The sequence below is a fragment of the Cupriavidus sp. NPDC089707 genome (assembly GCF_044748965.1).
In the GTDB taxonomy this organism is placed as follows: Bacteria; Pseudomonadota; Gammaproteobacteria; order Burkholderiales; family Burkholderiaceae; genus Cupriavidus.
Map to the genome: position 1 here is coordinate 1 of NZ_JBIVHB010000023.1, position 20,780 is coordinate 20,780.

Genomic DNA, 20,780 nt, shown 5'->3' on the forward strand with positions numbered 1-20,780 from the left:
CGCCATTGGTCTGGATCGTGCCACTGGCGTTGCTGGCTGCGCCCTGGCTGGTGGCGGCCAGCGTGCCCGTGCCGGCGTGGGAGATACTGCCGTTGCCGTTGACCAGCGTGCCGGCCTGCACGGTCAGGTTCTGGCCGTTCGCCATGACCTCGCCACCGGTGTTGTCCAGCGCGCCGCCTGCGGCAATCGTCGCGTCCGTCTCGCCATATTGACGGATGGCACCGCCCCGGTTGATCAGGTCGCCGGTGGTGCGGATCGCAAGCTGGTCGCCTTCGACACTGCCGGCGGTATTGTCCAGCGACTGCGCTGCAATACTGGTGTTGGCCGCCGATACCATGCCCTGGCGGTTGCTGATGGCGCCGGCGACCGTCGTGGCAAGCGTGCCGCCCGCCGTCAGGCTGCCGGTGTCATTGTTGAGCGATGCGGCATTGATGCTTGCATCGCCCGCTGCGCTGACCTGGCCGCTGTTGGTCATGACCCCGGCAGCGAGCCGCACGTTGCCGTTGCCGCCAATGACGCCGCCCTGGGCACCGCTGGCGGTGGTTCCGGCGGCATTGACAAGCGCGCCAGCCGTCTGGATCGACAGGCCGTCACCGTTCAGCGAGGTGATACGGCCGGCGGTGTTGTCCAGCGACGCGCCACTGGCGTGCACGGCGCCGCCGGCCTGCACAATCCCTTGCGCGTTGTTGATGGCGCCCGTCGTCTGGATCGTGGTGGCGCCTTGCGAGGTGATTTGGCCGGCCTGGTTCGACAGGTTGCCGGCGGTGAGGCTCGTGGCGCCCGCGCTGGAGAGCTGGCCCCGGTCGTTGATCATCGCGCCTGCAGCGGCGGCAACCAGCCCAGCGCCCGCGCTGGTAGTGGCACCGGTCAGGTCCAGATTACCGGTGCTGGCACCGAGGTTCAGGTTGCCGCCTGCCGAGGTCTGGCTGCCGGCCAGGTTCGCGCTGGTGCCCTGGATCGAGGCATTGCCGCTGGCGACGTTGCGGCCGGTGGCTGACACGGCGCCGTTGGTCGCCATGACTGCCAGGTCGGCAGGCGCGGCCGGCGTGCCATCGGCATTCACACCTGCCGCCAGCGTGCCGGTCGAGTTGACGGTGCCGCCGTAGGCATTGACCCATTGCTGCGCGGCCAGCGTGCCGCTGTTGGTCAGCGTGCCGTCGGTGTTGATCGAGGCGGCGCCTTTGGCGTAGGTGGTGCCAATGTTGTCGATGCCATCGCGCGCGTAAGCGACGATGTTGCCGCTGGCATTGGCCTGGCCTGCTAGCACCAGCTTGCCCTGCGCCGTCAACGTCAGGTCGCCGGCCTGGGCCGCCTGGACGCCGCGCAAGGACACGCCGACGCCGTTCTCGGTCGAGGCGAGAATGATCTTGTTCGCATACATCCCGCCCAGCTGACCGACGTCAATCCCGAGTGCGGGCGCCGGGCCCGCCCCTGCAATTGGGGTCGCCGCCAAGGTTTGTCGGTCCACCTGGTTGGCACCTGCGACCACGTTCAACTGGTTCGCGTAGAGCGCCGCATTGGCCTGCACCGCGCGCGCGATCAGGTCCACTTGGTCCACATTCGCCGCATTCAGGCCATCGCCCTGCACGATGATCTGGCCCCCGGTCACGCGGTAGGCGTCGAGGCTGCCGCTGCCGCCGAAGACCGGGAACCCCGTGGTGAGGGTGGCGCGGGTGGCATTGATGAAGCCAAGTCCATCCACCAGCAATCCATTGGGATTGGCCACAACGACCTCGGCGCCGGAGCCTGCCACCTCGATGTAGCCGCGCAACTGGCTCGGGCTCGCGGTCGGACTGTTGACCTGGTTGACGATGATCCGGGCCGAGCCGCCAGGCAGCAGGTTCGGATTGCCGTTCACATACCCCGCCTGCTGGGTGTTTGTGACGACCGGCGAGTTGTTCAGGATCACGCCAGCCTTCGGTACATCGAATTGCGTATAGCCGTTGGTGGACACCCCGGCGGCGGATGGCCTGGTGATGTTCACTTGCTGGATGCCGTTCGCCGTCTGCACCACGGTCGGACGCTTGGCGCCCGCGTTGGGGTCGGCCACCACTTGCGCGGTGCTCACCATCGGCACGCCCAGTGCTATCCAGGTACCCAGCGTCAGCGCGGGTACAGCGAAGCGCGTCACTATCGTTCTCGCCGCCGGAATGCCGCTGCTGCCAAGCCATCCTTTGCCGCAGCCATTGGCACTCTCTTGCACGGGGACCAGCATCCCGCGCGTGGAATTGAGGACGATACGATAGAGATTCTTGTTCATGGATCGACGACTGGACAATCAGCTGACAGCCGGCGGCAGAATGCGCCGGAAACGCAGATAGCCCCAAGCTCCTGGCGACGCGAGGGGCCGTTCCGTACGGCTGCGGTCAGTGCGGCAGGCGCACGACGTAGACACCGGCAGCGGGGGCCGAGGCGGTCACCGTCACATTGGTGCCGTTGACCGTGCCGCTGCTGCCAGGCGCGGCGGCATAGGTCACGCCATTGGCGGTGCTTTGAGCGGTTTCAATCGTCGGTGCCACGGTCAAGGTGCTTGCCGTGGTGAAAGTCAGCGTGAGCTGCGGATTGATGAGGCTCGCGTATGCGCCATCGGTCTTCAGTTCGTAGACATGATCGGCGCTGACCCCGGCGGGTACCGGATTCGGCTTGCCCAGGCAGATGGTTACGTTCGTGAGCCCGCTTGCCGGCGTCTTGACGGTCAACTTGGCGACGTTGTCGTCCGTGACAATCGACATCGAGGCATTGGGCACTGAGCTGTTCGCTAGTGTCAGTTTGCGATAGGTGTCCGGGCACGCGAAGGCAGCCGGTGCTGGCGCGGGAGCCGGTGTCGAGGCGCCCCCGTTCGCTCCGGCGTTGCCTTGTGGCGTGCTGGAGCCGTTGTTGTCATCGCCGCCACCGCCGCAAGCGGTGAGCAGCACTGCTGTGGAAACGACACTTGCCAGAACTGCGAGCTTATTCATTCTTCTTGCCTCTGGTTCATTGGGGATCGTTACCCCCGCGTGACGAAAAAACCCGAATCGCCTGAATAAGCGATTCGGGGGAGCAAAGGCGGGTCGGATGCCGACCCGCGTACGGGGGTGACACCGCGAGCAGCAATGTCAGAGGGGAGACTAGGGACGCACAACTACGGAAACAATAGGAAAAATCCGAAAATGATTCGGCGTTTTCATTTATTTGCAAATGTGGAGAAACTTGGGCACAAGCGAGGCCGCGATAGCGAAAGCCAACGCTATCGGGAATATGGAAGGAGGAACTGAATCGGGAAGCCGACCGGGCCTGCGGCCCGATCAGGACATTAGTGCGCCGGGCGCTCGTACAGGTAGTTCAGCACGTCCCAGTATTCGAGGTTGACTTCACCGAATTCCAGCTTCACCTGGATAAATGCCTGCCAACCGCGAGGCAGCGTCATCAACGCTGTAGTCGGGCTGGCGCCTGGCAATGGCCTCGTCAATCATGTGCCTCTCCCGCGTGACCTCGCTCGAGGCATTATGCGCCGCCTTACAGCCATTTACTGCGCCGCTTTGGCGGTAATAAAAAACCCGCCACGCGGGCGGGTCTCATCGGCTGGGTCGCGTCTCAGGCGGCCACCGCATGCCGCAGCGGCAGCACCACGGCGCCGGTGGTGTCGAGCGACACGCGGCCCACGCAGAAGGCATCCCACGCTGCCATCAGGCCGCGCCGCTCGCGCAGCTAGTCGCCCCGGTCGTAGCTGCGCTGCGTCGCACTGCGTTCGTCATGGGCGAGGCACAGTTCGGCAACCATGTACTCGGCCTTGATGTGCTCGGCCAGAAATTGACGCAGGCAGGAACGAAAGCCGTGCACCGTCACCGTGCCGCGCGCATGGCTCATGGCAATCAAGTGCGCGAGCACCTGCTGATTGGTGAAGGGCTTGCCTCCCTTGCCTGGAAACACGAGATCGCTGTCGCCGATCCTTCACAATCTGCGCCTTGATTGTGAACGGCAAGCGGCTCTAGACTGGCTGGGCTCCTGACACAGCAGGAGCCGGGAGTGAGAACCTGGTTAGCGCTACCTCTTTTTCTATCTTACGGAGGTCAACAATGCACCAGTCCAACATCGAACCCGACGCCTTCATCCCGCCTCGACTAGATGATTCGCTTTCGCGTTTCAGTCCCGAAACCCGACGTGCAGCGTGTGAGGACGCGCTACCTGTCCCACGGCAACTCTTGTTATTGAATCTGCTGGATCAAGCCGATGCGATTGTGCGAGGCGCGGCCTGCGTACTGACATTGGCGACACATAGCGATTGCGACGCACAGGAAGAAGGAAGCGTAGCCTTGCAGGCGACTACACTGGATGCCTTGCGAGAGCTCTGCCGGACCTCCCTTGGATTGCTGGCCGACAGGGTAGAACAAGTCGCAGAGGGAATTGAGGACGCAATGGTCGGGTAACCAATCGAGGTTGGGCGCTGATTCCATGAGATGGCAGGCGCCATCGATGCTCAGAGAATCAGCGCCTGAAGCATCAGCCTGCGGCCCTCGCCATTACCCTTCTATCTCCGCCCACCCCTGCATCGCCTGCCCGCCGGCATCATCACCCGTCCACAGCAGCAGCCGTCCAGGTTGCGCGGCATCCGGCGCCGCGCCAACGGTGATGGTGTCCTGATCAAACAGCGGCGCCAGGCCGCGGAAGCCGAAGCGCCTGACGCGCGCCTGCGGGGCTTCGCGTGCCACCAGGTCCAGCATCAGCATGGCCTGCATCGGGCCGTGCACCACCAGGCCCGGATAGCCTTCGACGTCGCGCGTATAGCTGCGGTCGTAGTGGATGCGGTGGCCGTTGAAGGTCAGCGCCGAATAGCGGAACAGCATGACCGGATCGGCCTGCAGCGTGCGCTGCCATTGCGCGGTGTGTTCCAGGCGCGGGCGCGGCGGCTGCGGCTTGGACGGGTCCGGCATGGCGCGGTAGACGATGTCGTGGCGCTCGTTGATCGCGGTCTTGCCGTTCACCGTCAGTTCATGGTCGACCGCAACGAACCACAGTTCGCCGCTGCGGCCGGTCTTGTACTGCACGTCGGCGATGGTGGAGGTGCGCGTGACGGTGTCGCCGATATGCAGCGGATGGCTGAAGGTCAGCTCGCTGCCGGCCCACATGCGGCGCGGCAGCGGCACCGGCGGCATGAAGCCGCCGAGGTGCGGGTGGCCGTCGCGGCCGATGTCGCGCTGCTGGGCGCGAGGCAGGAAATACAGCCAGTGCCACAGCGGCGGCAACGGGCCCGCGGCGATGGCCTCGGGGTCGAGGTCGAAGGTGGCGGCCAGGCCGATCACCGGTTCGGGCGACAGCGTTTCGGTGCGCGATTCGCTGCGGCCGATCCAGCCGCGCAGGCGTTCGAGTTCGGAAGTGGCGTCAGTCATGGGCTTGCGGATTCGGGTTAGACAGGAAAGGCGGGGGCTATTGCGCCAGCGCGAGCAGTCGTTTCGCCTGCTCGATCACGGGCCGGTCGACCATCTTGCCGTCGACCTGCACGGCATGGCTGCCACTGGCGGTGGCTTCGAGCACGCGGCGGGCCCAGTCTAGCTGTTCCTCGCTGGGCAGGAAGCCGGCACGCACCGCGTCAAGCTGCGCCGGATGGATGCACAGCTTGCCGGCAAAGCCGAGTTCGCGCGCGTAGGCGACGTCGCTGGCCAGCACGGCTTCATCCTTCAGCGCGGTAGTGACGCCGTCTACCGGCGGCGGCAGCCCGGCCACGCGTGAAGCCAGCACGATGCGGGCGCGGGCAAACGCCAGCGCGTCGCGGGTGTGGCTGCAGCCCAGGTCGACCGCATAGTCGAGCGAGCCGAACGCCAGCCGCGCGACACCGCTGGCCGTGGCCACCGTGTCGACCTGGTGCAGGCCGATCGCCGTTTCGATGATGGCGACCAGCTCGCCCCGCGGATTGATGGCGTGCAACGCCTGCGCGATCTGCGCCAGCGCGGCGGCGTCTTCGGCCTTGGGCACCATCAGCCCGGCCAGCGCTGTGCCGGCCGGCAGCGAGCGCAGCCAGGCCAGGTCGGCGGCAAACGCGGGCGAGGCGCTGTCGTTGATGCGGACCATGGCGCGCGCGGCGGGTTTGCCCGCCAGCCAGGCGCCGATGGCGTCGCGCGCCGCGGGCTTGGCGTCGGGGTGCACGGCGTCCTCGAGGTCGAGGATCATCACGTCGGGGCCAGCGGCGGCGGCCTTGTCGAAACGCTCCGGCCGGTCGCCGGGGACAAACAGGTAAGTGACAGCAGTGGTCATGCAGCGGTCCTCAGCGTGCGGCGGGCAGCCAGTCGTTGACGTTGGGCGCCTGCTCCAGTGCCCACACGCGCGCGATGATGGCGCGCATCTCGGCCTCGCTGGCACCGTTGCGGAATGCGCCCAGCTGCAGCGCCTTGGCTTCCAGTTCGGGGCGCGACAAGGTGTTGTCCGGGTCGCCCTTGGGCACGTCCACGCGCGCGGCCAGCGTGCGGCCGTCAATGGTCTTCACCGTGACCCGGCCGATCCACTGGCGCGGGTAGGCGGCGTTGATCTCCTGGTCGAGCTCCATCGTGACCTTGCCGCGGAAGTCGACGACCTTGGGGTCGGGCAGCGCGTGCTGCTCGAACTCGGCCAGGCCGGCGTGGCCATGCACGGCGACCAGGCCCAGCACCGTGCCCATCGAGAATTTGGCCTGGTGGATGGTGGCCGGGTTGACCACCGGGCCGAGCACGTCGATCGCGCCCTGGTGCACATGGGTGGTGACGCTGGCGATCTGGTCCGCGCTGATGCCTTCGCGCTGCATCAGCACCTTGAGCGCGTCGGCGGCCGGGTGCGTGTGGCGGCACGAGGCGAAGAACTTGAACGAAGTCTCGGCGGTGGCCCAGCGGGTGCCCAGGCCGTCGGTCAGCGCGGCGGGATTGGCGTCGCTCGACATGCCGGCGGCCATGCCTTGCTTGCCTTCGAGAATTTGCTTTGCACCGGTAAAGCCCGCGCGCGCCAGCCAGGCCGATTGCAGGCCGTCGGCCGCGGCCTTGGCGGTATGCAGCTGCTTGGAGTCGGCGGCGTCGCGCAGGAACTCCCACAGGCCGGCGGCCTGCGTGCCGGCCGAGCCCAGCGCCTGGTTGATGCCTTCGGCATCCAGGTTGTAGAGCTTGGCGACGGCGGCCGCGGCGGCGAGCGTGCCGACGGTGCCGGTGGTGTGGAACACGGTGTAGTGCGAGCGGCCCATGAACTCGCCGATGCGGATGCCTGCCTCATAGCCGGCGATCGACGCCAGCAGCACCTCGGCGCCGGTCTTGCCTTCGGCCTGCGCCGCGGCCACCACGGCCGGGAACACCACTGCGGCCGGGTGCAGCACCGAGCCGTTGTGCACGTCGTCCTGCTCGACCACGTGCGACGAAGCGCCGTTGATCAGCGCGGCGAAGTAGGGCGAGGTGCGGCGGCGGTCGACCAGCACTTCGGCGTCGCCCTGACCCGGGCCCATGGCGGCTGCGAATTCCTGCAGGCGGCGCACGGCCGGGGCGTCCTTGCCGGCGATGGCCGAGGCGATCCAGTCGAGGAACAGGTCCTTGGTGCGCTCGATCACCGGCGCGGGCACGTCGGCGAGCTTGAAGTCGGCCAGGAACTGGCACAGCTGGCGGGTCGGGTAGTTGGTGTCTGCGGCTTGGCTCATGCAGGCTCCGATGTGGAAATGGGTTTTGTTGAATGGAAAAAGCCCGGCGCTCTGTGCGAGATGGCCGGGCGTCGTGTGTTCAGATTTCAGATGGTCTGCTTGTCGGCCAGCGCGGTGATGTCGCCGTCGGCGTAGCCGAGCTCCGCCAGGATCTGCCGGCTGTGCGCGCCCAGCGCCGGTACGTCGCCCATGACAGGCTCCACGCCCGACAGGTTGGCGGGCGGCAGCAGCGCGCCGATAGGACCGCCCGGGGTGGCCACTTCGCGCCAGCGCTGGCGTGCCTGCAACTGCGGATGGTTCCATACGCCCTCGATATCGTTCATCGGGGCATTGGCGATCTGCGCCTCGTCCAGCAGTGCCTCGGCCTGCGCCACCGTCATCGACGCGAAGCGCGCTTCGATGATGGCGGTGAGTTCGGGGCGATTGCGCACGCGGGCCGTATTGCTGGAGAAGCGTTCGTCCTGCGCCAGTTCCCGGTTGCCGAGCACGATCTCGCAGAAATTGGCGAACTCGCGTTCGTTCTGCACGCTGAAGATCACGCTGCCATTGCCGGTGCGATGCACGCCATACGGTGCGATGGTCGGATGCGAAGCACCGAAGCGCGCCGGCGGCTTGCCACCGTAGTGGCCGAAGTAGAGGACCTGGTTCATCCACTCGGCCATCGCCTCGAGCATGGTCACCTGCACGCGCAGGCCCTTGCCGGTGCGGCCACGCTGCAGCAGCGCCGAAAGGATGCCGCTGTAGGCGTACATGCCGGCCGAGATGTCGGCGATCGAAACGCCGGCGCGCGACGGCTCGTTCGGGCCGCCGGTAAGGCCCACCAGGCCGGCGGCGGCCTGGATCAGCAGGTCGTAGGCCTTCTTGTCGCGATAGGGACCGGAGTCGCCATAGCCCGAGATGTCGCAGACGATGAGCTTGTCGTACTTGCCGTGCAGGCTGTCGAAGTCCAGGCCCATGCGCGCGGCCGCGCCGGGGGCGAGGTTCTGCACCAGCACATCGGCATCAGCCAGCAGCCGGTGCAGGATGGTCTGCGCCTCTTGATCCTTCAGATCCAGGGTCAGGCTTTCCTTGCCCCGGTTGAGCCACACAAAGTACGAGGCCTGGCCGTGCACCGACTGGTCATAGCCGCGCGCGAAGTCGCCCACGCCGGGACGCTCGATCTTGATGACGCGGGCACCAAGGTCGGCAAGCTGGCGAGTGGCGAAGGGGGCCGCAACCGCGTGCTCCAGCGAAACCACGCGGATGCCGTCGAGCGGGCGGATGCCCTTGGAGTTGCCAGGGAACATGCAAAAAGCCTCAGAACGAACGCGGCAGTTCGAGCACGTGCTCGGCCACGTAGGACAAGATCAGGTTGGTGGAGATCGGCGCGACCTGGTACAGGCGCGTTTCGCGGAACTTGCGCTCGATGTCGTATTCGGCGGCAAAGCCGAAGCCGCCGTGCGTCTGCAGGCAGACATTGGCCGCTTCCCATGAAGCATCGGCGGCCAGCAGCTTGGCGATATTGGCTTCCTTGCCGCACGGCCTGCCGGCGTCGAACAGCCGTGCCGCCTTGTAGCGCATCATGCTGGCGGCCTCGACGTTGATGTACGAGCGCGCGATCGGGAACTGCACGGCCTGGTTCTGGCCGATCGGGCGGTCGAACACGACGCGGTCGCGCGCATAGTTGCTGGCGCGCTCGACAAACCAGTAGCCGTCGCCGACGCACTCGGCGGCGATCAGGATGCGCTCGGCGTTGAGCCCGTCGAGGATGTATTTCAGGCCCTTGCCTTCCTCGCCGATCAGGTTCTCGGCCGGCACTTCCAGGTTATCGAAGAACAGCTCGTTGGTCTCGTGGTTGACCATGTTGCGGATCGGCTTGACCGTCAGGCCCTTGCCGATGGCATCGCGCAGGTCGACCACGAACACCGACAGCCCTTCGGACTTGCGCTTGACCTGGTCCAGCGGCGTGGTGCGCGCCAGCAGCAGCATCAGGTCGGAATGCTGCACGCGCGAAATCCACACCTTCTGCCCATTGACGATGTACTTGTCGCCCTGGCGCACCGCAGTGGTCTTGAGCTTGGTGGTGTCAGTGCCGGTGGTGGGCTCGGTGACGGCCATCGACTGCATGCGCAGCTCGCCCGAGGCGATGCCGGGCAGCCAGCGCCGCTTCTGCGCCTCGGAGCCATGGCGCAGCAGGCAGCCCATCACGTACATCTGGCCGTGGCAGGCGCCGGAATTGCCGCCGCTGCGGTTGATCTCTTCCATGATGACCGAGGCTGCGGTCAGCGACAGGCCCGAGCCGCCATAGGTCTCGGGAATCAGGGCCGACAGCCAGCCGGCCTGGGTCAGCGCCTGCACAAAGCGCTCGGGAAAGGCTTCCTGCTCTTCCACGCGCTGCCAGTATGCCGAATCGAAGCCGGCGCAAAGGTCACGCACGGCTTCGCGGATTTCGGGATGCAGCAGTTCCGGATCCTGTTCTGCAAGCATGGGGAGGCCCCGTCTATATCGAATAGGGCCATTATTCCCGACCCCCCTGCTCGCCGAAATTCGGATTTGCGAAAGAGCGGCTTAGGGCCGCCGGAAGCGCTTGCGGCGCGCTGTGCACCTGGTTGCGTAGTGGGTTGCCCAGTGAGTTGCCCAGCGGGTTGCGCAATGCAAGACGCCCGGCTGTGCCAGGCGTCCCAGGGGCGTTTCAGAGGGTGATGTCAGTGCACGAATAGCCAGATCAGGATCAGGACAAAGGCCGGTACACCAAGTAGCCAGGCGAGGATGTAGGGCATGGTGCAGCTCCTGTTTTGCACTAGTCGCGGTGATTTCAATATAGGGCCGCGCCCGCGGCGGGACTGTCGGGGAGGTGCCGCTTGCCGTGTAGGACGCCGCCGCACGGACCGGTAAGTCGCCGCCGCATCGGCGTGCGGCCAGCGCCAGAGGCTTGCGGCGCGTGCTACGCTCAGGACTGCACCAAAGCACCTGGAGGCGAGCGATGGACGGAGTCTGGTCGGAAATTTACAGCACCATCCGAGCCGAGTTCAGCGATGTGCCCGACGCCGCCGAAGCCACCCGCATCCTGGTGCGGCTGACCGTGGCGGTGGTGCTGGGCGGGCTGATCGGCTATGAGCGGGAGGCCTCGGGCAAGGCCGCCGGGCTGCGCACCCATATGCTGGTGGCGCTGGGCTCGGCGATGTTCGTGCTGGTGCCGCTGCGGGCGGGCGTGCCGCTGGCGGATATCAGCCGCGTGCTGCAGGGGCTGACCGCCGGGATCGGCTTCCTGGGTGCGGGTGCGATCCTCAAGCAGAATAAGAATAGCGAAGCCGACATCGAGGGCCTGACCACGGCAGCCAGCATCTGGATGGTGGCGGCGATCGGCGTGGCGGCAGGCCTTGGCCGCGACACCACGGCGGTGATCGCTACGGTCTTCACGCTGGTCATCCTGCAGGTCCTGCTGCGCTTGAAGTAGCGCTTCGGGAGGCTGCACGCCGGCCTTCCCCCTGGCTTGGGCCAATCTCCTTTCAATGCGCGGCAGCGCACGCAGTGACGGCGCGCACCGGCCTATGCTGTGCGGACACTGTTCCGCGATGACGGAGCAGGCAGCAGGCAGGGGAGGGTGGCATGAAATCATCGATCCGTGACGATGCGGCGCTGGCCGCTTTCGTGGGCCCGCGCTACGCGTACTACAGCGGCCGCTGGGCCGTGGCCGAGGTGCGCGGCGGCATGTCGTGGAACTGGGCGGCGTGCCTGTTGGGCCCGTTCTGGATGGCCTACCGGCGCATGTACTGGCAAGTGGGCGTCTATGCGCTGATCGTCTGCACGGAGCCGGTGCTGCACGCGCTGTTGCGCGTCGACATGCCGCTGGCGCTGTCCCGGCCGCTGCTGTATGCGCTGGCGCTGCTGCTGGGCATGTATGGCAACCAGTTGTACCGCTGGCACGCCGAGTCCACCATCCGGCGCCTGCGCGAATACCACTGGTCGCCGGAACTGGTCCACGATTCGCTGGCGCGGTGCGGCCGCACCAGCTGGCCGGGCGTATTCGCCATGGGGCTGCTGCTGGCGGTCATGGCGGTCTCGCTGCGCCCGCTGGCGGGGCTGGTGGCGCACTCCACGGGGCTGGCCGCAGGCTAGGGCGCCGCGCTTGTATTGGCGCTTGTTTTGGCGCTCAAATTGGCGCTTACACCGGCTCGCGCGACGCGTCGACCAGGTACTGGATCAGGGTCTCGGCGAACTGGGGCAGCTCGCGCCCGGGGCGCCGGACCAGGCGCAATTCGCGCTTGGCCCATTCGTCTTCCAGCTGGATGAAGCGCAGCACCTTGCGGCTGGCGTAGCGCCGCGCGCAGCTGTTGGGCACGATGGCGATGCCGGCGCCAGCCGCGACCATGCGGCAGACCGCATCGAAGCTGCCGACCTGGATGCGCAGGCTGATGCGCTTGCCCATGCCGCTGGCGATGCGGTCCAGGAACGACTGGATCGCGCTGAACTGGTTCAGCCCGACAAAGCGGCAGGTATCGAGCAGGTCGGCGAAATGCAGCCGCTTGAACGCCGGCAACGGGTGGTTCACCGGCGCGATCACGATCAGCTCGTCGCTGCACAGGTGCATCACGTCCAGATCCTGGGTCGCGACTTCACCCGCCACGATGCCAAGGTCGGCCGCGCCCGCGCTGATGGCAGACACGATTTCCTGCGACAGATGCTCTTCCAGTTCGATATCGATGTCGGGATTCTCGGTCAGGAAACGCGACACGCCGCTGGCGAGGAAGGAATTGGTGGCGGTGGTGTTGGCCAGCAACCGCACGCGCCCCTTGACGCCCTTGGCATAGGGGCGCAGGTCGGCGTGCAGGCATTCCAGTTCGCGGAAGACCTCGCGCGCATGGCGCAGCAGCGCATCGCCCGCAGGGGTCAGGCGCACGCCCTTGACCTGGCGGATCAGCAATTGTGTCTGGAACGCCTCTTCCAGCTGCTTGATCCGCGTGCTGGCCGCCGGCAGCGACAGGAAGCTGCGCTCGGCGGCGCGGGTCAGGTTTTCCGTCTCGCCGACGTTCAGGAAAAGGCGCAGATCGGTCAGGTCGTAATGCATGGGCTTCCGTCAGGCCAAAGGCCACTTTTGTGATTCGTGAATTCCAAAGACGCGGGTGCCAATTTATCGTATCCCACGCGGCAATGACATCCGGAATGACAGCACTCGGGCGTCGCCCATCAGGCGGTGTTTCGATAATCGCACCGGAATTTGGACCGGACCGACATGTGAATGGCGAATCCGGACGATCATCGCGCCACATACCCCGGTTTCGCCGGTATCGCCATACGCACCGTGATCACCCTGCCGACGGCAGCGGTGACCGGACGACAGGATTTCAGAGGATTCGAGAGGAGCAAGGCAATGAGCGGTTTGATGGCAGGCAAGGTTGCGCTGGTGACGGGCGCGGGTGGCGGGATCGGGCGCGGCATCGCGCTGGCAATGGCCGCCGCCGGGGCCAAGGTGGTGGTCAATGACCTGGGCGTGTCGATGACCGGCGAGGGCGGCGACACCGGCCCCGCGCAGCGCGTGGTGGAAGAAATCCGCGCCGCCGGCGGCGAGGCCGTGGCCAACACGGACAGCGTCTCGACCTGGAATGGCGCCAACGCCATCGTGCAGTGCGCGCTGGACAATTTCGGCCGCATCGACGCGGTGGTCAACAACGCGGGCAACCTGCGCGACCGCATGTTCTTCAAGATGAACGAGGAAGAGTGGCGCTCGGTGATCGACGTGCACCTGCACGGCACCTTCTTCGTCAGCCGTGCCGCTGCCAGTTACTTCAAGGACCAGGAGAGCGGTGCCTACGTGCACATGACCTCGACCTCGGGCCTGATCGGCAACCTGGGCCAGGCCAACTACTCGGCGGCCAAGCTGGGCATCGCCGCGCTGTCGAAGTCGATCGCGCTGGACATGCAGCGTTTCAACGTGCGCTCGAACTGCATCGCGCCGTTCGCGTGGAGCCGCATGACCAGCTCGATCCCGGCCGAGACCCCGGAAGAAAAGGCCCGCGTCGCCAAGCTGCAGAAGATGGAAGCCGGCAAGATCGCCCCGGTGGCGGTGTACCTGGCCAGCGACGCTGCATCCGAAGTCAACGCCCAGATCTTCGCGGTGCGCGCCAACGAGATCATGCTGATGAGCCAGCCGCGCCCGGTGCGCTCGGTGCACATGAGCGAAGGCTGGACCCCGGAAAGCGTGGCCGAGATCGCCATGCCGGCGATGCGCAACAGCTTCTTCAAGCTGGAGCGCTCGCCCGACGTGATCGGCTGGGACCCGATCTGAGATGGCGGGGGCGCAATCCCTGCCCGGTACCCGCGGCGCCCTCGAGGGCGTGCGGGTGCTCGATCTGTCGCGCATCCTGGCGGGACCGTGGTGCGCGCAGAACCTGGCCGACCTGGGGGCCGAGGTCATCAAGGTGGAGCGCCCCGGCGCCGGCGACGACACCCGTTCGTGGGGGCCGCCCTGGCTGCCGGATGCGAACGGCCAGCCGTCGCGCGACGCTACCTATTTTGCCGGCGCCAACCGCGGCAAGCAGTCGGTGACGCTGGATATCGCCAGCCCGGAAGGGCAGGCGATCGTGCGCGAACTGGCGGCGAAGTCGCAGATCGTGCTGGAGAACTACAAGGTCGGGGACCTGAAGCGCTACGGGCTTGACTATGAAAGCCTGAAGGCGGTCAATCCGGCCATCGTCTATTGCTCGATCACGGGCTACGGCCAGACCGGGCCGAGCGCGCACAAGCCCGGCTACGATTTCATCTTCCAGGGCCTCGGCGGCCTGATGAGCGTCACCGGCGAGCGCGACGACCTGCCCGGCGGCGGGCCGCAGAAGGTCGGCGTCGCGGTGGTCGACATGCTGACCGGCATGTATGCCACGGTGGCAGTGCTGGCCGCGCTGCGCCATGCCGAACGTACCGGCGAGGGCCAGCATATCGACATGGCGCTGCTCGACGCGGTGGTGGCGGTCGGTGCCACACCGGTCATCGCCCAGCGCGTGACCGGCAAGGCCATGCCCCGCTATGGCAACGCGCACGCCAACATGGTGCCCTACCATGTGTTCGCCACCGCAGACGGCTACATGATCGTGGCGGCGGGCAACGACGGGCAGTGGCAGGCCTACTGCCGCGGCATCGAACGCGCCGACCTGGCCGCCGACGAGCGCTTTGCCACCGGTCCCGGCCGCATCGTCCACCGCGAGACGCTGGTGCCGATGCTGGAAGCGCACATGCGCACCCGCGAGACCGGCCACTGGGTCCAGGCGCTGGAAGCGCAGGGCATCCCGTGCGGGCCGATCAACGACTACGGCCAGGTGCTGGAAGACCCGCAGGTGCGGCACCGTGAACTGCAGGTCGACCTGGTGCGCGAGGACGGCAGCCTTTGCCCCACGGTCAAGAGCCCGTTGCGGCTGTCGGCAACGCCGGTGCAGTACGATGCGCCGCCACCGCGCCTGGGGCAGCATACCGAGCGCGTGCTGGAAGATGTGCTGGGTTTGTCCGCCGCGCGCATTGCCGCGCTGCGGGAGCAGGGCGTCATCTGATGCACAGGTCTCCGGGGGCGCCTGCACAAAGGCCCCCGCATCGCCTAGGCTGTTTCCAGGGCGCGCCGCGCGCCTTACTCCTGCCAAACTCCCGGAGACAGCACATGGATGAGGAAACCTTCAACCTCAGCATCCGCAAGTTCCTCAAGATCGTCGGCGTCAGTTCCCAGCGGGAAATCGAGCACGCGATCGCCCAGGCCATTGCCGACGGCACCATCGCCGGCACCGGACGCTTTCCGGTGACGATGACCCTGGAACTGCCGGCGGCAAAGCTCAAGGCGAAATTCGACGGCGAGATCCAGCTTGAATAGGGCGGTTCAGGCCGGCTCCAGCTCGCCGCGCATCCCCCGCAACCGGTATTCGCCCGGCGCCACGCCGGTCCACTTCTTGAACGCGCGATGGAAGGTGCTCGGCTCCGAGAAGCCGAGGCGCAGCGCCACTTCTTGCAGCGTCATGCCGGGGTGCTCCAGCATGCCGATGGCGACATCGCGGCGCAGGCTGTCCTTGATGCTCTGGTAGCCGCGGCCTTCGTCGCGCAGCCGGCGGCGCAGCGTCTGCGGCGTCAGGCGCAGCATCTGCGCCATCTGCTCGAGCGACGGCAGTTCGTCGTTCAGGTGCGAGCGCAGGTGCTGGCGGATGCGTTCTGCCAGGCAGCAGCTGTCGCGGTAGCGGATCAGCAGGTTGCGCGGCGCTTCCTGCAGGAAGGCGCGCAGGCTGTCGCTGTCCTGCATCACCGGCAGCCGCAGGCAGGCGGCATCGAAATGCAGCGCCGTGAACGGCTGCCCGTAGTGCACGGCGGTCTTGAACACGCGTTCGGTGTCGCTGCAGCCCTGCGGGCGTTCATTGGCCAGGTCGACGCGAAGCAGCGGGATATGCTGCGCCACCAGCCAGCTCACCAGCGCATAGCCCTGGAACACAAAGGTCGATTCCGCGAAGCTGCGGCAGGCGGAGGTGGGTGCGCGCCGCTGCAGCCGGATCGAGGCGATCCTGCCGTCGGCGCTGACATGCAGCCGCGGTGTAAAGGCATCGAAATGCAGCCTGTACAGGCGCATGGCAGCCCGGATGGCGTCTTCCAGCGTGGCGCAATGGATCATTGCCCGCGCCGCCTGGGCAAACGTGCCGGGCGGGACCGGACGGTCCAGCAGCCCCCACAGCTCGTCGCGCATGACGCGGCGCAGCGTACGGATCAGCGCCGCGTACTGCCCCTGTGTCACGCGCGCGCTGGGGGAGGCCAGCAGCGCCGGAGAAACGCCGGCGCGGCGCAGCAGGGCGTCGACGTCGTGGCCCAGGCGGCGCGCACCCTGAAGGATGCGGTGCACGTGCTGGATTGCGACCGTGTGGCGTGCCGGGGCCTGGGCAGTCGCGGCTGCCATGGCTTCCTTGGCTTGTGCCGCGCCGGGCAGGCGCGCGGCGCTGCCGGTCACCGGACCCTGCGACAGGGCGCCGGCGATGTGCAGCTTGCCCGGTACTGGCGGGCGCAGCGATGGCAGGACAACGGTGTGCATGGGTCTCCTCGTCACGTGACGCGCCGGCGCGGGCATTTCCGGTCTTTGCGCCACCTTATCAAGCGCCGGCTGCGCCGCACAATCGGGATTTGCCAAAGCCTGCCTTTTGCCTGAACGATTCGGCCAATCATTTTGGCCCGTCTGGTCATTGTCCGCCCACCCCGGCATCGCGCACTCTCCGGCTAAACCAAGAGAACCGGCCCGCCAGGGCGGCAAGGATCGGATGAACCGGGTGATCTGGGGTCAGACGCCCCACCCGCTCCGGAAAAAACCAAAGGAGACAACACATGCAGGCAAATCGTCGTAGTGCGGATCTTCGTCGCGCGGGTCTTCGTCATGCATTGACGCGCTTCGGGGCAGGGTTGCTGGCAGCGGCGGGCGTAGGGCTGGTGAGCTCGGGCACGGCCTGGGCCGAGGCAGCCTTCCCGAACAAGACCGTGCGCCTGGTGGTGCCATATCCGGCCGGCGGCGCCACCGACGTGCTGGGGCGCGCGGTGGCGGACGGCCTGGGTAAGGCCTGGAAGCGCCCGGTGGTGGTGGAGAACCGCCCCGGCGCCAGCAGCATGATCGGCTCCGAGGCCGTGGCCCGCGCCGAGGCCGACGGCCATACCGCGCTGCTGACGATTACCACGCTGGTGCAGGCGCCCAGCCTCTACGCCAAGCCGCCGTTCGACCCGGTCAAGGATTTCGTGCCGGTGTCTGAGCTTGGCACCACCAACCTCGTCTTTGCCGTGCACAGCGCCGTGCCCGCCAACAACATCAAGGAATTCATCGAGCTGGTCCGGTCCAAGCCGAAGCAGTTCTCCTACGGCTCGTATGGCACCGGCTCGAGCGGCCACCTGTACGGCGAAATCTTCAAGGAGTCGGCCAAGCTCGACATGGTGCACGTCTCATACAAGGGCGAGGCCCCGGAGCTGAACGACCTGCTCGGCGGCCAGGTGCCGGCCGCCATCATTTCCGTGATGGGTGCCAAGCCGCACAACGCCTCGGGCCGCCTGCGCGCGCTTGCCGTGACCGGCGCGGCGCGCTCGCCGCAACTGCCGGACGTGCCGACCTTCCGCGAAGCCGGCGTGGCCGGCATGGACGGCCAGGGCTGGTTCGGCCTGTTCCTGCCGGCGGCGACGCCGCGCGCCGTGGTCGACAAGTACGCCGCCGAGGTCAACCGCGTGCTGGCCCAGCCCGAGTTGCGCAAGCGCATGGGCGAAATGGGCATCGTGCTGACCGGCAGCACGCCCGACGCCTTCGCGCAGACCGTGCAGACCGACTACGCCCGCTGGGGCAAGGTAATCCGCGTCAACAACATCCGGCTGGACTGATTTTCCACTGTTTGATCTGAACCGCTGACCTGCTGCAAATGAAGCCTGCTACCAGTACCAACCTGCCGTTCCGTTCCCCTTCCTGGCCGCCGGGATTGCCCGCCACGCTGCACACGCCGCGCACCAGCCTGTACTACAACGTCGAGGCCGCCGCGCGCCGCTATCCGGACAAGGCCGCGATCCAGTACTTCGGCACCACGATCTCGTACGCGCAGCTGCAGGACGAGATCGAGCGCATGGCCGGCTACCTGCAGCAGGCCTGCGGCATCCAGCCCGGCGACCGCGTGCTGCTGTTCAGCCAGAATTGCCCGCAGTTCATCATGGCCTACTACGCAATCCTTCGTGCCGAAGGCGTGGTGGTGCCGGCCAACCCGATGTGGCTGGAGGCCGAGCTGGCGCACGTGGTTTCCGACAGCGGCGCGGTCGCGGCCTTCGCCGGCAGCGAGCTGTACCAGTGCCTGTCGCCGCTGCATGGCCCGGCCTTGCGCCACGTGATCGTGCACGACTACGCCGGCATGCTGCGCGACGACGGCGGCCTGCCGGTGCCGGCATGGCTGCGCGAGCCCGCGCCGGCGCTGCAGGCGGCGCCATCCGGCGCGATGCCGGTGGCGTGGGATGCCGCCAGCGCCGCCGGGCATCGCCCGCTGCCGCACCAGGCCGGCTACGACACGCTGTGCATGCTGGCCTACACCTCGGGCACCACCGGCAACCCCAAGGGCTGCATGCATACGCACGGCACGATGATGACCGCGGCGGTCGGCTCGCAGATCTGGCGCAGCAGCACGCCCGAATCGGTGGTGCTGGCGGTGGCGCCGATGTTCCACCTGCTCGGCATGCAGAACTGCATGAATTCCCCGATCTACCTCGGCGCCACCGTAGTGCTGATGCCGCGCTGGGACCGGGCGCTCGCCGCCGACCTGATCGAGCGCTACCGCGCCTCGGTGTGGGGTGCGCCGCCGGCAATGATGGTGGACTTCTTCTCGCAGCCCGGCATCGGGCAGCGCGACCTGTCGAGCCTGGCCTTCCTCGGCGGCGGCGGTGCCGCCATGCCCGACGCGGTCGCCAACATGCTGCAGGAGCGCTTTGGCTTGCCTTACGTCGAGGCCTACGGCATGACCGAGACCGCCTCGTTCCTGCTGTCCAACCCGCGCAACAAGCCCAAGCGCGAATGCCTGGGCATCGCCACCTTCGGCGTCGACGCGCGCGTGATCGACCCGCAGACGCTGCAGGAACTGCCGCAAGGCCAGACCGGCGAGATCGTCGCGCATGGCGGCCAGGTGATGCAGGGCTACTGGCGCAACCCCGAAGCCAACGAGGCCTCGTTCGTCGAGCTCGACGGCAAGCGCTTCCTGCGCACCGGCGACCTGGGCTTCATGGACGAAGAGGGCTACTTCTTCATGCGCGACCGCCTCAAGCGCATGATCAATGCCTCCGGCTTCAAGGTCTGGCCGGCCGAGGTGGAGAACCTGCTGTATGGCCACCCGGCTATCCACGAAGCCTGCGTGATCGCCGCGCGCGACGAGCGCCGCGGCGAGACCGTCAAGGCGGTGATCGCGCTGCGCCCAGAGGCGCGCGGCACCGCTGAGGCCGATCCCGAACGCATCATGGCCTGGTGCCGTGAGCGGCTGGCCGCCTACAAGGTGCCGCGCATCGTCGAGTTCGTCGAGGCGCTGCCCAAGTCGGGCACCGGCAAGATCCAGTGGCGCGCCCTGCAGGAACGCGAGATGCAGGCCGAAGCCCCGCGCGCCTGAGCGCGCGGCGAAACACAGAAGAAAGCGAGACACAGCATGCAGCAAAGCAGACGCAACTGGCTGGCGCAGGCCGGCACCCTGGCCGGCGCGGCCATCCTCGGCACCATCGGCCAGGCCTTCGCCCAGCAACCGTATCCGAGCAAGCCGATCCGCCTGATCGTGCCGTATCCGGCCGGCGGCGGCACCGATACCGTCGGCCGCCTGGTCGGCCAGCGCCTGGCCGAGATCCTGGGCCAGCCGGTGGTGGTCGAGAACAAGCCCGGTGCCAGCGGCATGCTCGGCAACGACACCGTCGCCAAGGCGCCGGCCGACGGCTATACGCTGCTGCTGGCGATCACCGCGCTGATCCAGTCGCCCAGCCTGTACAAGCGCATGCCGTACGACGTGGCCAGGGACTTCACGCCGGTGTCGCTGATCGCCAAGTCCTCGGACCTGTTCGTCGTGCCCAACCGCGTACCGGCCAACAACATGCGCGAGTTCCTGGCACTGGCCAAGTCCGGCAAGCTCAGCTACGGCTCCTACGGCAACGGCACCTCGTCGCACTTGCACGGCGAGCTGCTGCGCCAGCAGGCCGGCATCGACATGGCCCATATCCCCTACAAGGGCGCCGCGCCGCTGATGAGCGATGTGCTTGGCGGACAGGTGGATTCGGCCTTCGTCGACGTGACATCGGCCAATCCCTACCTGGGCAGCAACAAGTTCAAGATCCTCGGCATCACCGGCAGCCAGCGCTACAAGGCGCTGCCCAATGTGCCGACCTTCGCCGAGCTGGGTTTGAAGGGCTTCGAGCCGAACGGCTGGTTCGCGCTGTTCCTGCCGGCCGGCGCGCCCAAGGACGTGACCGCCAGGCTGGCGGCCGAGACCGCGCGCATCGTGAAACTGCCCGAGGTCTCGCAGAAGCTGGCCGGCATGGGCCTGCAGCCGGTCGGCTCGACCCCGCAGGAGCTGGCCGAGGTGGTCAGCGGCGACATGCCCAAGTGGGCCAGGATCGTGCGCGACGCCAACATCCAGCTCGACTGAACGGCACTGCCGGACACGGCACCGCAGCCACGCCACTGATACCGGAGTCT

18 protein-coding genes are annotated in these 20,780 nt (G+C 67.2%); 8 read left to right on the forward strand and 10 right to left on the reverse strand.

Annotated elements, in window-relative coordinates; all coding sequences use genetic code 11:
- The 8 genes from ACIP1U_RS26385 to ACIP1U_RS26420 form a co-directional block, all read right to left on the reverse strand.
- On the reverse strand, positions 1-2,260 hold a 2,260-nt coding region (locus ACIP1U_RS26385; protein ID WP_400321466.1), incomplete at its 3' end, for a filamentous hemagglutinin N-terminal domain-containing protein.
- A gap of 106 nt (positions 2,261-2,366) precedes the next feature.
- Positions 2,367-2,957 (reverse strand): hypothetical protein, encoded by a 591-nt coding sequence (locus ACIP1U_RS26390; RefSeq protein WP_400321469.1) that lies wholly within the window; start codon positions 2,955-2,957, stop codon positions 2,367-2,369.
- A 730-nt stretch (positions 2,958-3,687) separates the two neighbouring features.
- A complete protein-coding gene (locus tag ACIP1U_RS26395) occupies positions 3,688-3,909 on the reverse strand; it encodes a hypothetical protein (protein ID WP_400321472.1) in 222 nt (73 codons plus the stop codon).
- 590 nt (positions 3,910-4,499) lie between these two features.
- On the reverse strand, positions 4,500-5,366 hold the full coding sequence (locus ACIP1U_RS26400; protein ID WP_400321475.1) for a MaoC family dehydratase N-terminal domain-containing protein: 867 nt from the start codon (positions 5,364-5,366) through the stop codon (positions 4,500-4,502).
- Positions 5,367-5,403: 37 nt separating this feature from the next.
- On the reverse strand, positions 5,404-6,228 hold the full coding sequence (locus ACIP1U_RS26405; RefSeq protein WP_400321478.1) for an HpcH/HpaI aldolase/citrate lyase family protein: 825 nt from the start codon (positions 6,226-6,228) through the stop codon (positions 5,404-5,406).
- 10 nt (positions 6,229-6,238) lie between these two features.
- The gene (locus ACIP1U_RS26410; protein ID WP_400321481.1) at positions 6,239-7,621 is read right to left on the reverse strand and encodes an MmgE/PrpD family protein; all 1,383 of its coding nucleotides are present in this window, start codon (positions 7,619-7,621) and stop codon (positions 6,239-6,241) included.
- Positions 7,622-7,707: 86 nt separating this feature from the next.
- The gene (locus ACIP1U_RS26415) at positions 7,708-8,907 is read right to left on the reverse strand and encodes a CaiB/BaiF CoA transferase family protein (RefSeq protein ID WP_400321482.1); all 1,200 of its coding nucleotides are present in this window, start codon (positions 8,905-8,907) and stop codon (positions 7,708-7,710) included.
- Between the two features lie 10 nt (positions 8,908-8,917).
- Positions 8,918-10,087, reverse strand: coding sequence for an acyl-CoA dehydrogenase family protein (locus ACIP1U_RS26420; protein ID WP_400321485.1), 1,170 nt, complete (start codon positions 10,085-10,087; stop codon positions 8,918-8,920).
- Between the two features lie 496 nt (positions 10,088-10,583).
- Between ACIP1U_RS26420 and ACIP1U_RS26425 the strand changes: the two genes are divergently transcribed.
- A complete protein-coding gene (locus ACIP1U_RS26425) occupies positions 10,584-11,057 on the forward strand; it encodes an MgtC/SapB family protein (protein WP_400321488.1) in 474 nt (157 codons plus the stop codon).
- A gap of 152 nt (positions 11,058-11,209) precedes the next feature.
- A complete protein-coding gene (locus ACIP1U_RS26430) occupies positions 11,210-11,719 on the forward strand; it encodes a DUF2628 domain-containing protein (protein ID WP_400321490.1) in 510 nt (169 codons plus the stop codon).
- Positions 11,720-11,765: 46 nt separating this feature from the next.
- On the opposite strand, the gene ACIP1U_RS26435 is transcribed toward ACIP1U_RS26430, so the two are convergent.
- Positions 11,766-12,668 carry a LysR substrate-binding domain-containing protein gene (locus ACIP1U_RS26435; RefSeq protein ID WP_400321493.1) on the reverse strand — a complete coding sequence of 301 codons (903 nt, stop codon included), beginning with the start codon at positions 12,666-12,668 and terminating at the stop codon, positions 11,766-11,768.
- 303 nt (positions 12,669-12,971) lie between these two features.
- Here ACIP1U_RS26435 and ACIP1U_RS26440 point away from each other — a divergent pair, with 303 nt between their 5' ends.
- From ACIP1U_RS26440 to ACIP1U_RS26450, 3 genes are all read left to right on the forward strand, one after another.
- A complete protein-coding gene (locus tag ACIP1U_RS26440; protein WP_133094880.1) occupies positions 12,972-13,886 on the forward strand; it encodes an SDR family NAD(P)-dependent oxidoreductase in 915 nt (304 codons plus the stop codon).
- A gap of 1 nt (position 13,887) precedes the next feature.
- A complete protein-coding gene (locus tag ACIP1U_RS26445) occupies positions 13,888-15,138 on the forward strand; it encodes a CaiB/BaiF CoA transferase family protein (protein ID WP_400321496.1) in 1,251 nt (416 codons plus the stop codon).
- A gap of 104 nt (positions 15,139-15,242) precedes the next feature.
- The gene (locus tag ACIP1U_RS26450) at positions 15,243-15,449 is read left to right on the forward strand and encodes a DUF6494 family protein (protein WP_400321499.1); all 207 of its coding nucleotides are present in this window, start codon (positions 15,243-15,245) and stop codon (positions 15,447-15,449) included.
- A gap of 6 nt (positions 15,450-15,455) precedes the next feature.
- On the opposite strand, the gene ACIP1U_RS26455 is transcribed toward ACIP1U_RS26450, so the two are convergent.
- The gene (locus ACIP1U_RS26455) at positions 15,456-16,643 is read right to left on the reverse strand and encodes an AraC family transcriptional regulator ligand-binding domain-containing protein (RefSeq protein WP_400321502.1); all 1,188 of its coding nucleotides are present in this window, start codon (positions 16,641-16,643) and stop codon (positions 15,456-15,458) included.
- 287 nt (positions 16,644-16,930) lie between these two features.
- Here ACIP1U_RS26455 and ACIP1U_RS26460 point away from each other — a divergent pair, with 287 nt between their 5' ends.
- From ACIP1U_RS26460 to ACIP1U_RS26470, 3 genes are read left to right on the forward strand one after another with little or no spacing between them, the layout of a single operon-like run.
- Entirely contained in the window at positions 16,931-17,959 is a 1,029-nt protein-coding gene (locus ACIP1U_RS26460; RefSeq protein WP_400321503.1) for a Bug family tripartite tricarboxylate transporter substrate binding protein, read from the forward strand.
- A 38-nt stretch (positions 17,960-17,997) separates the two neighbouring features.
- Positions 17,998-19,710 (forward strand): long-chain fatty acid--CoA ligase, encoded by a 1,713-nt coding sequence (locus ACIP1U_RS26465; RefSeq protein ID WP_400321505.1) that lies wholly within the window; start codon positions 17,998-18,000, stop codon positions 19,708-19,710.
- 36 nt (positions 19,711-19,746) lie between these two features.
- The gene (locus tag ACIP1U_RS26470) at positions 19,747-20,730 is read left to right on the forward strand and encodes a Bug family tripartite tricarboxylate transporter substrate binding protein (RefSeq protein WP_400321508.1); all 984 of its coding nucleotides are present in this window, start codon (positions 19,747-19,749) and stop codon (positions 20,728-20,730) included.
- The last annotated feature ends 50 nt before the right edge of the window (positions 20,731-20,780 follow it).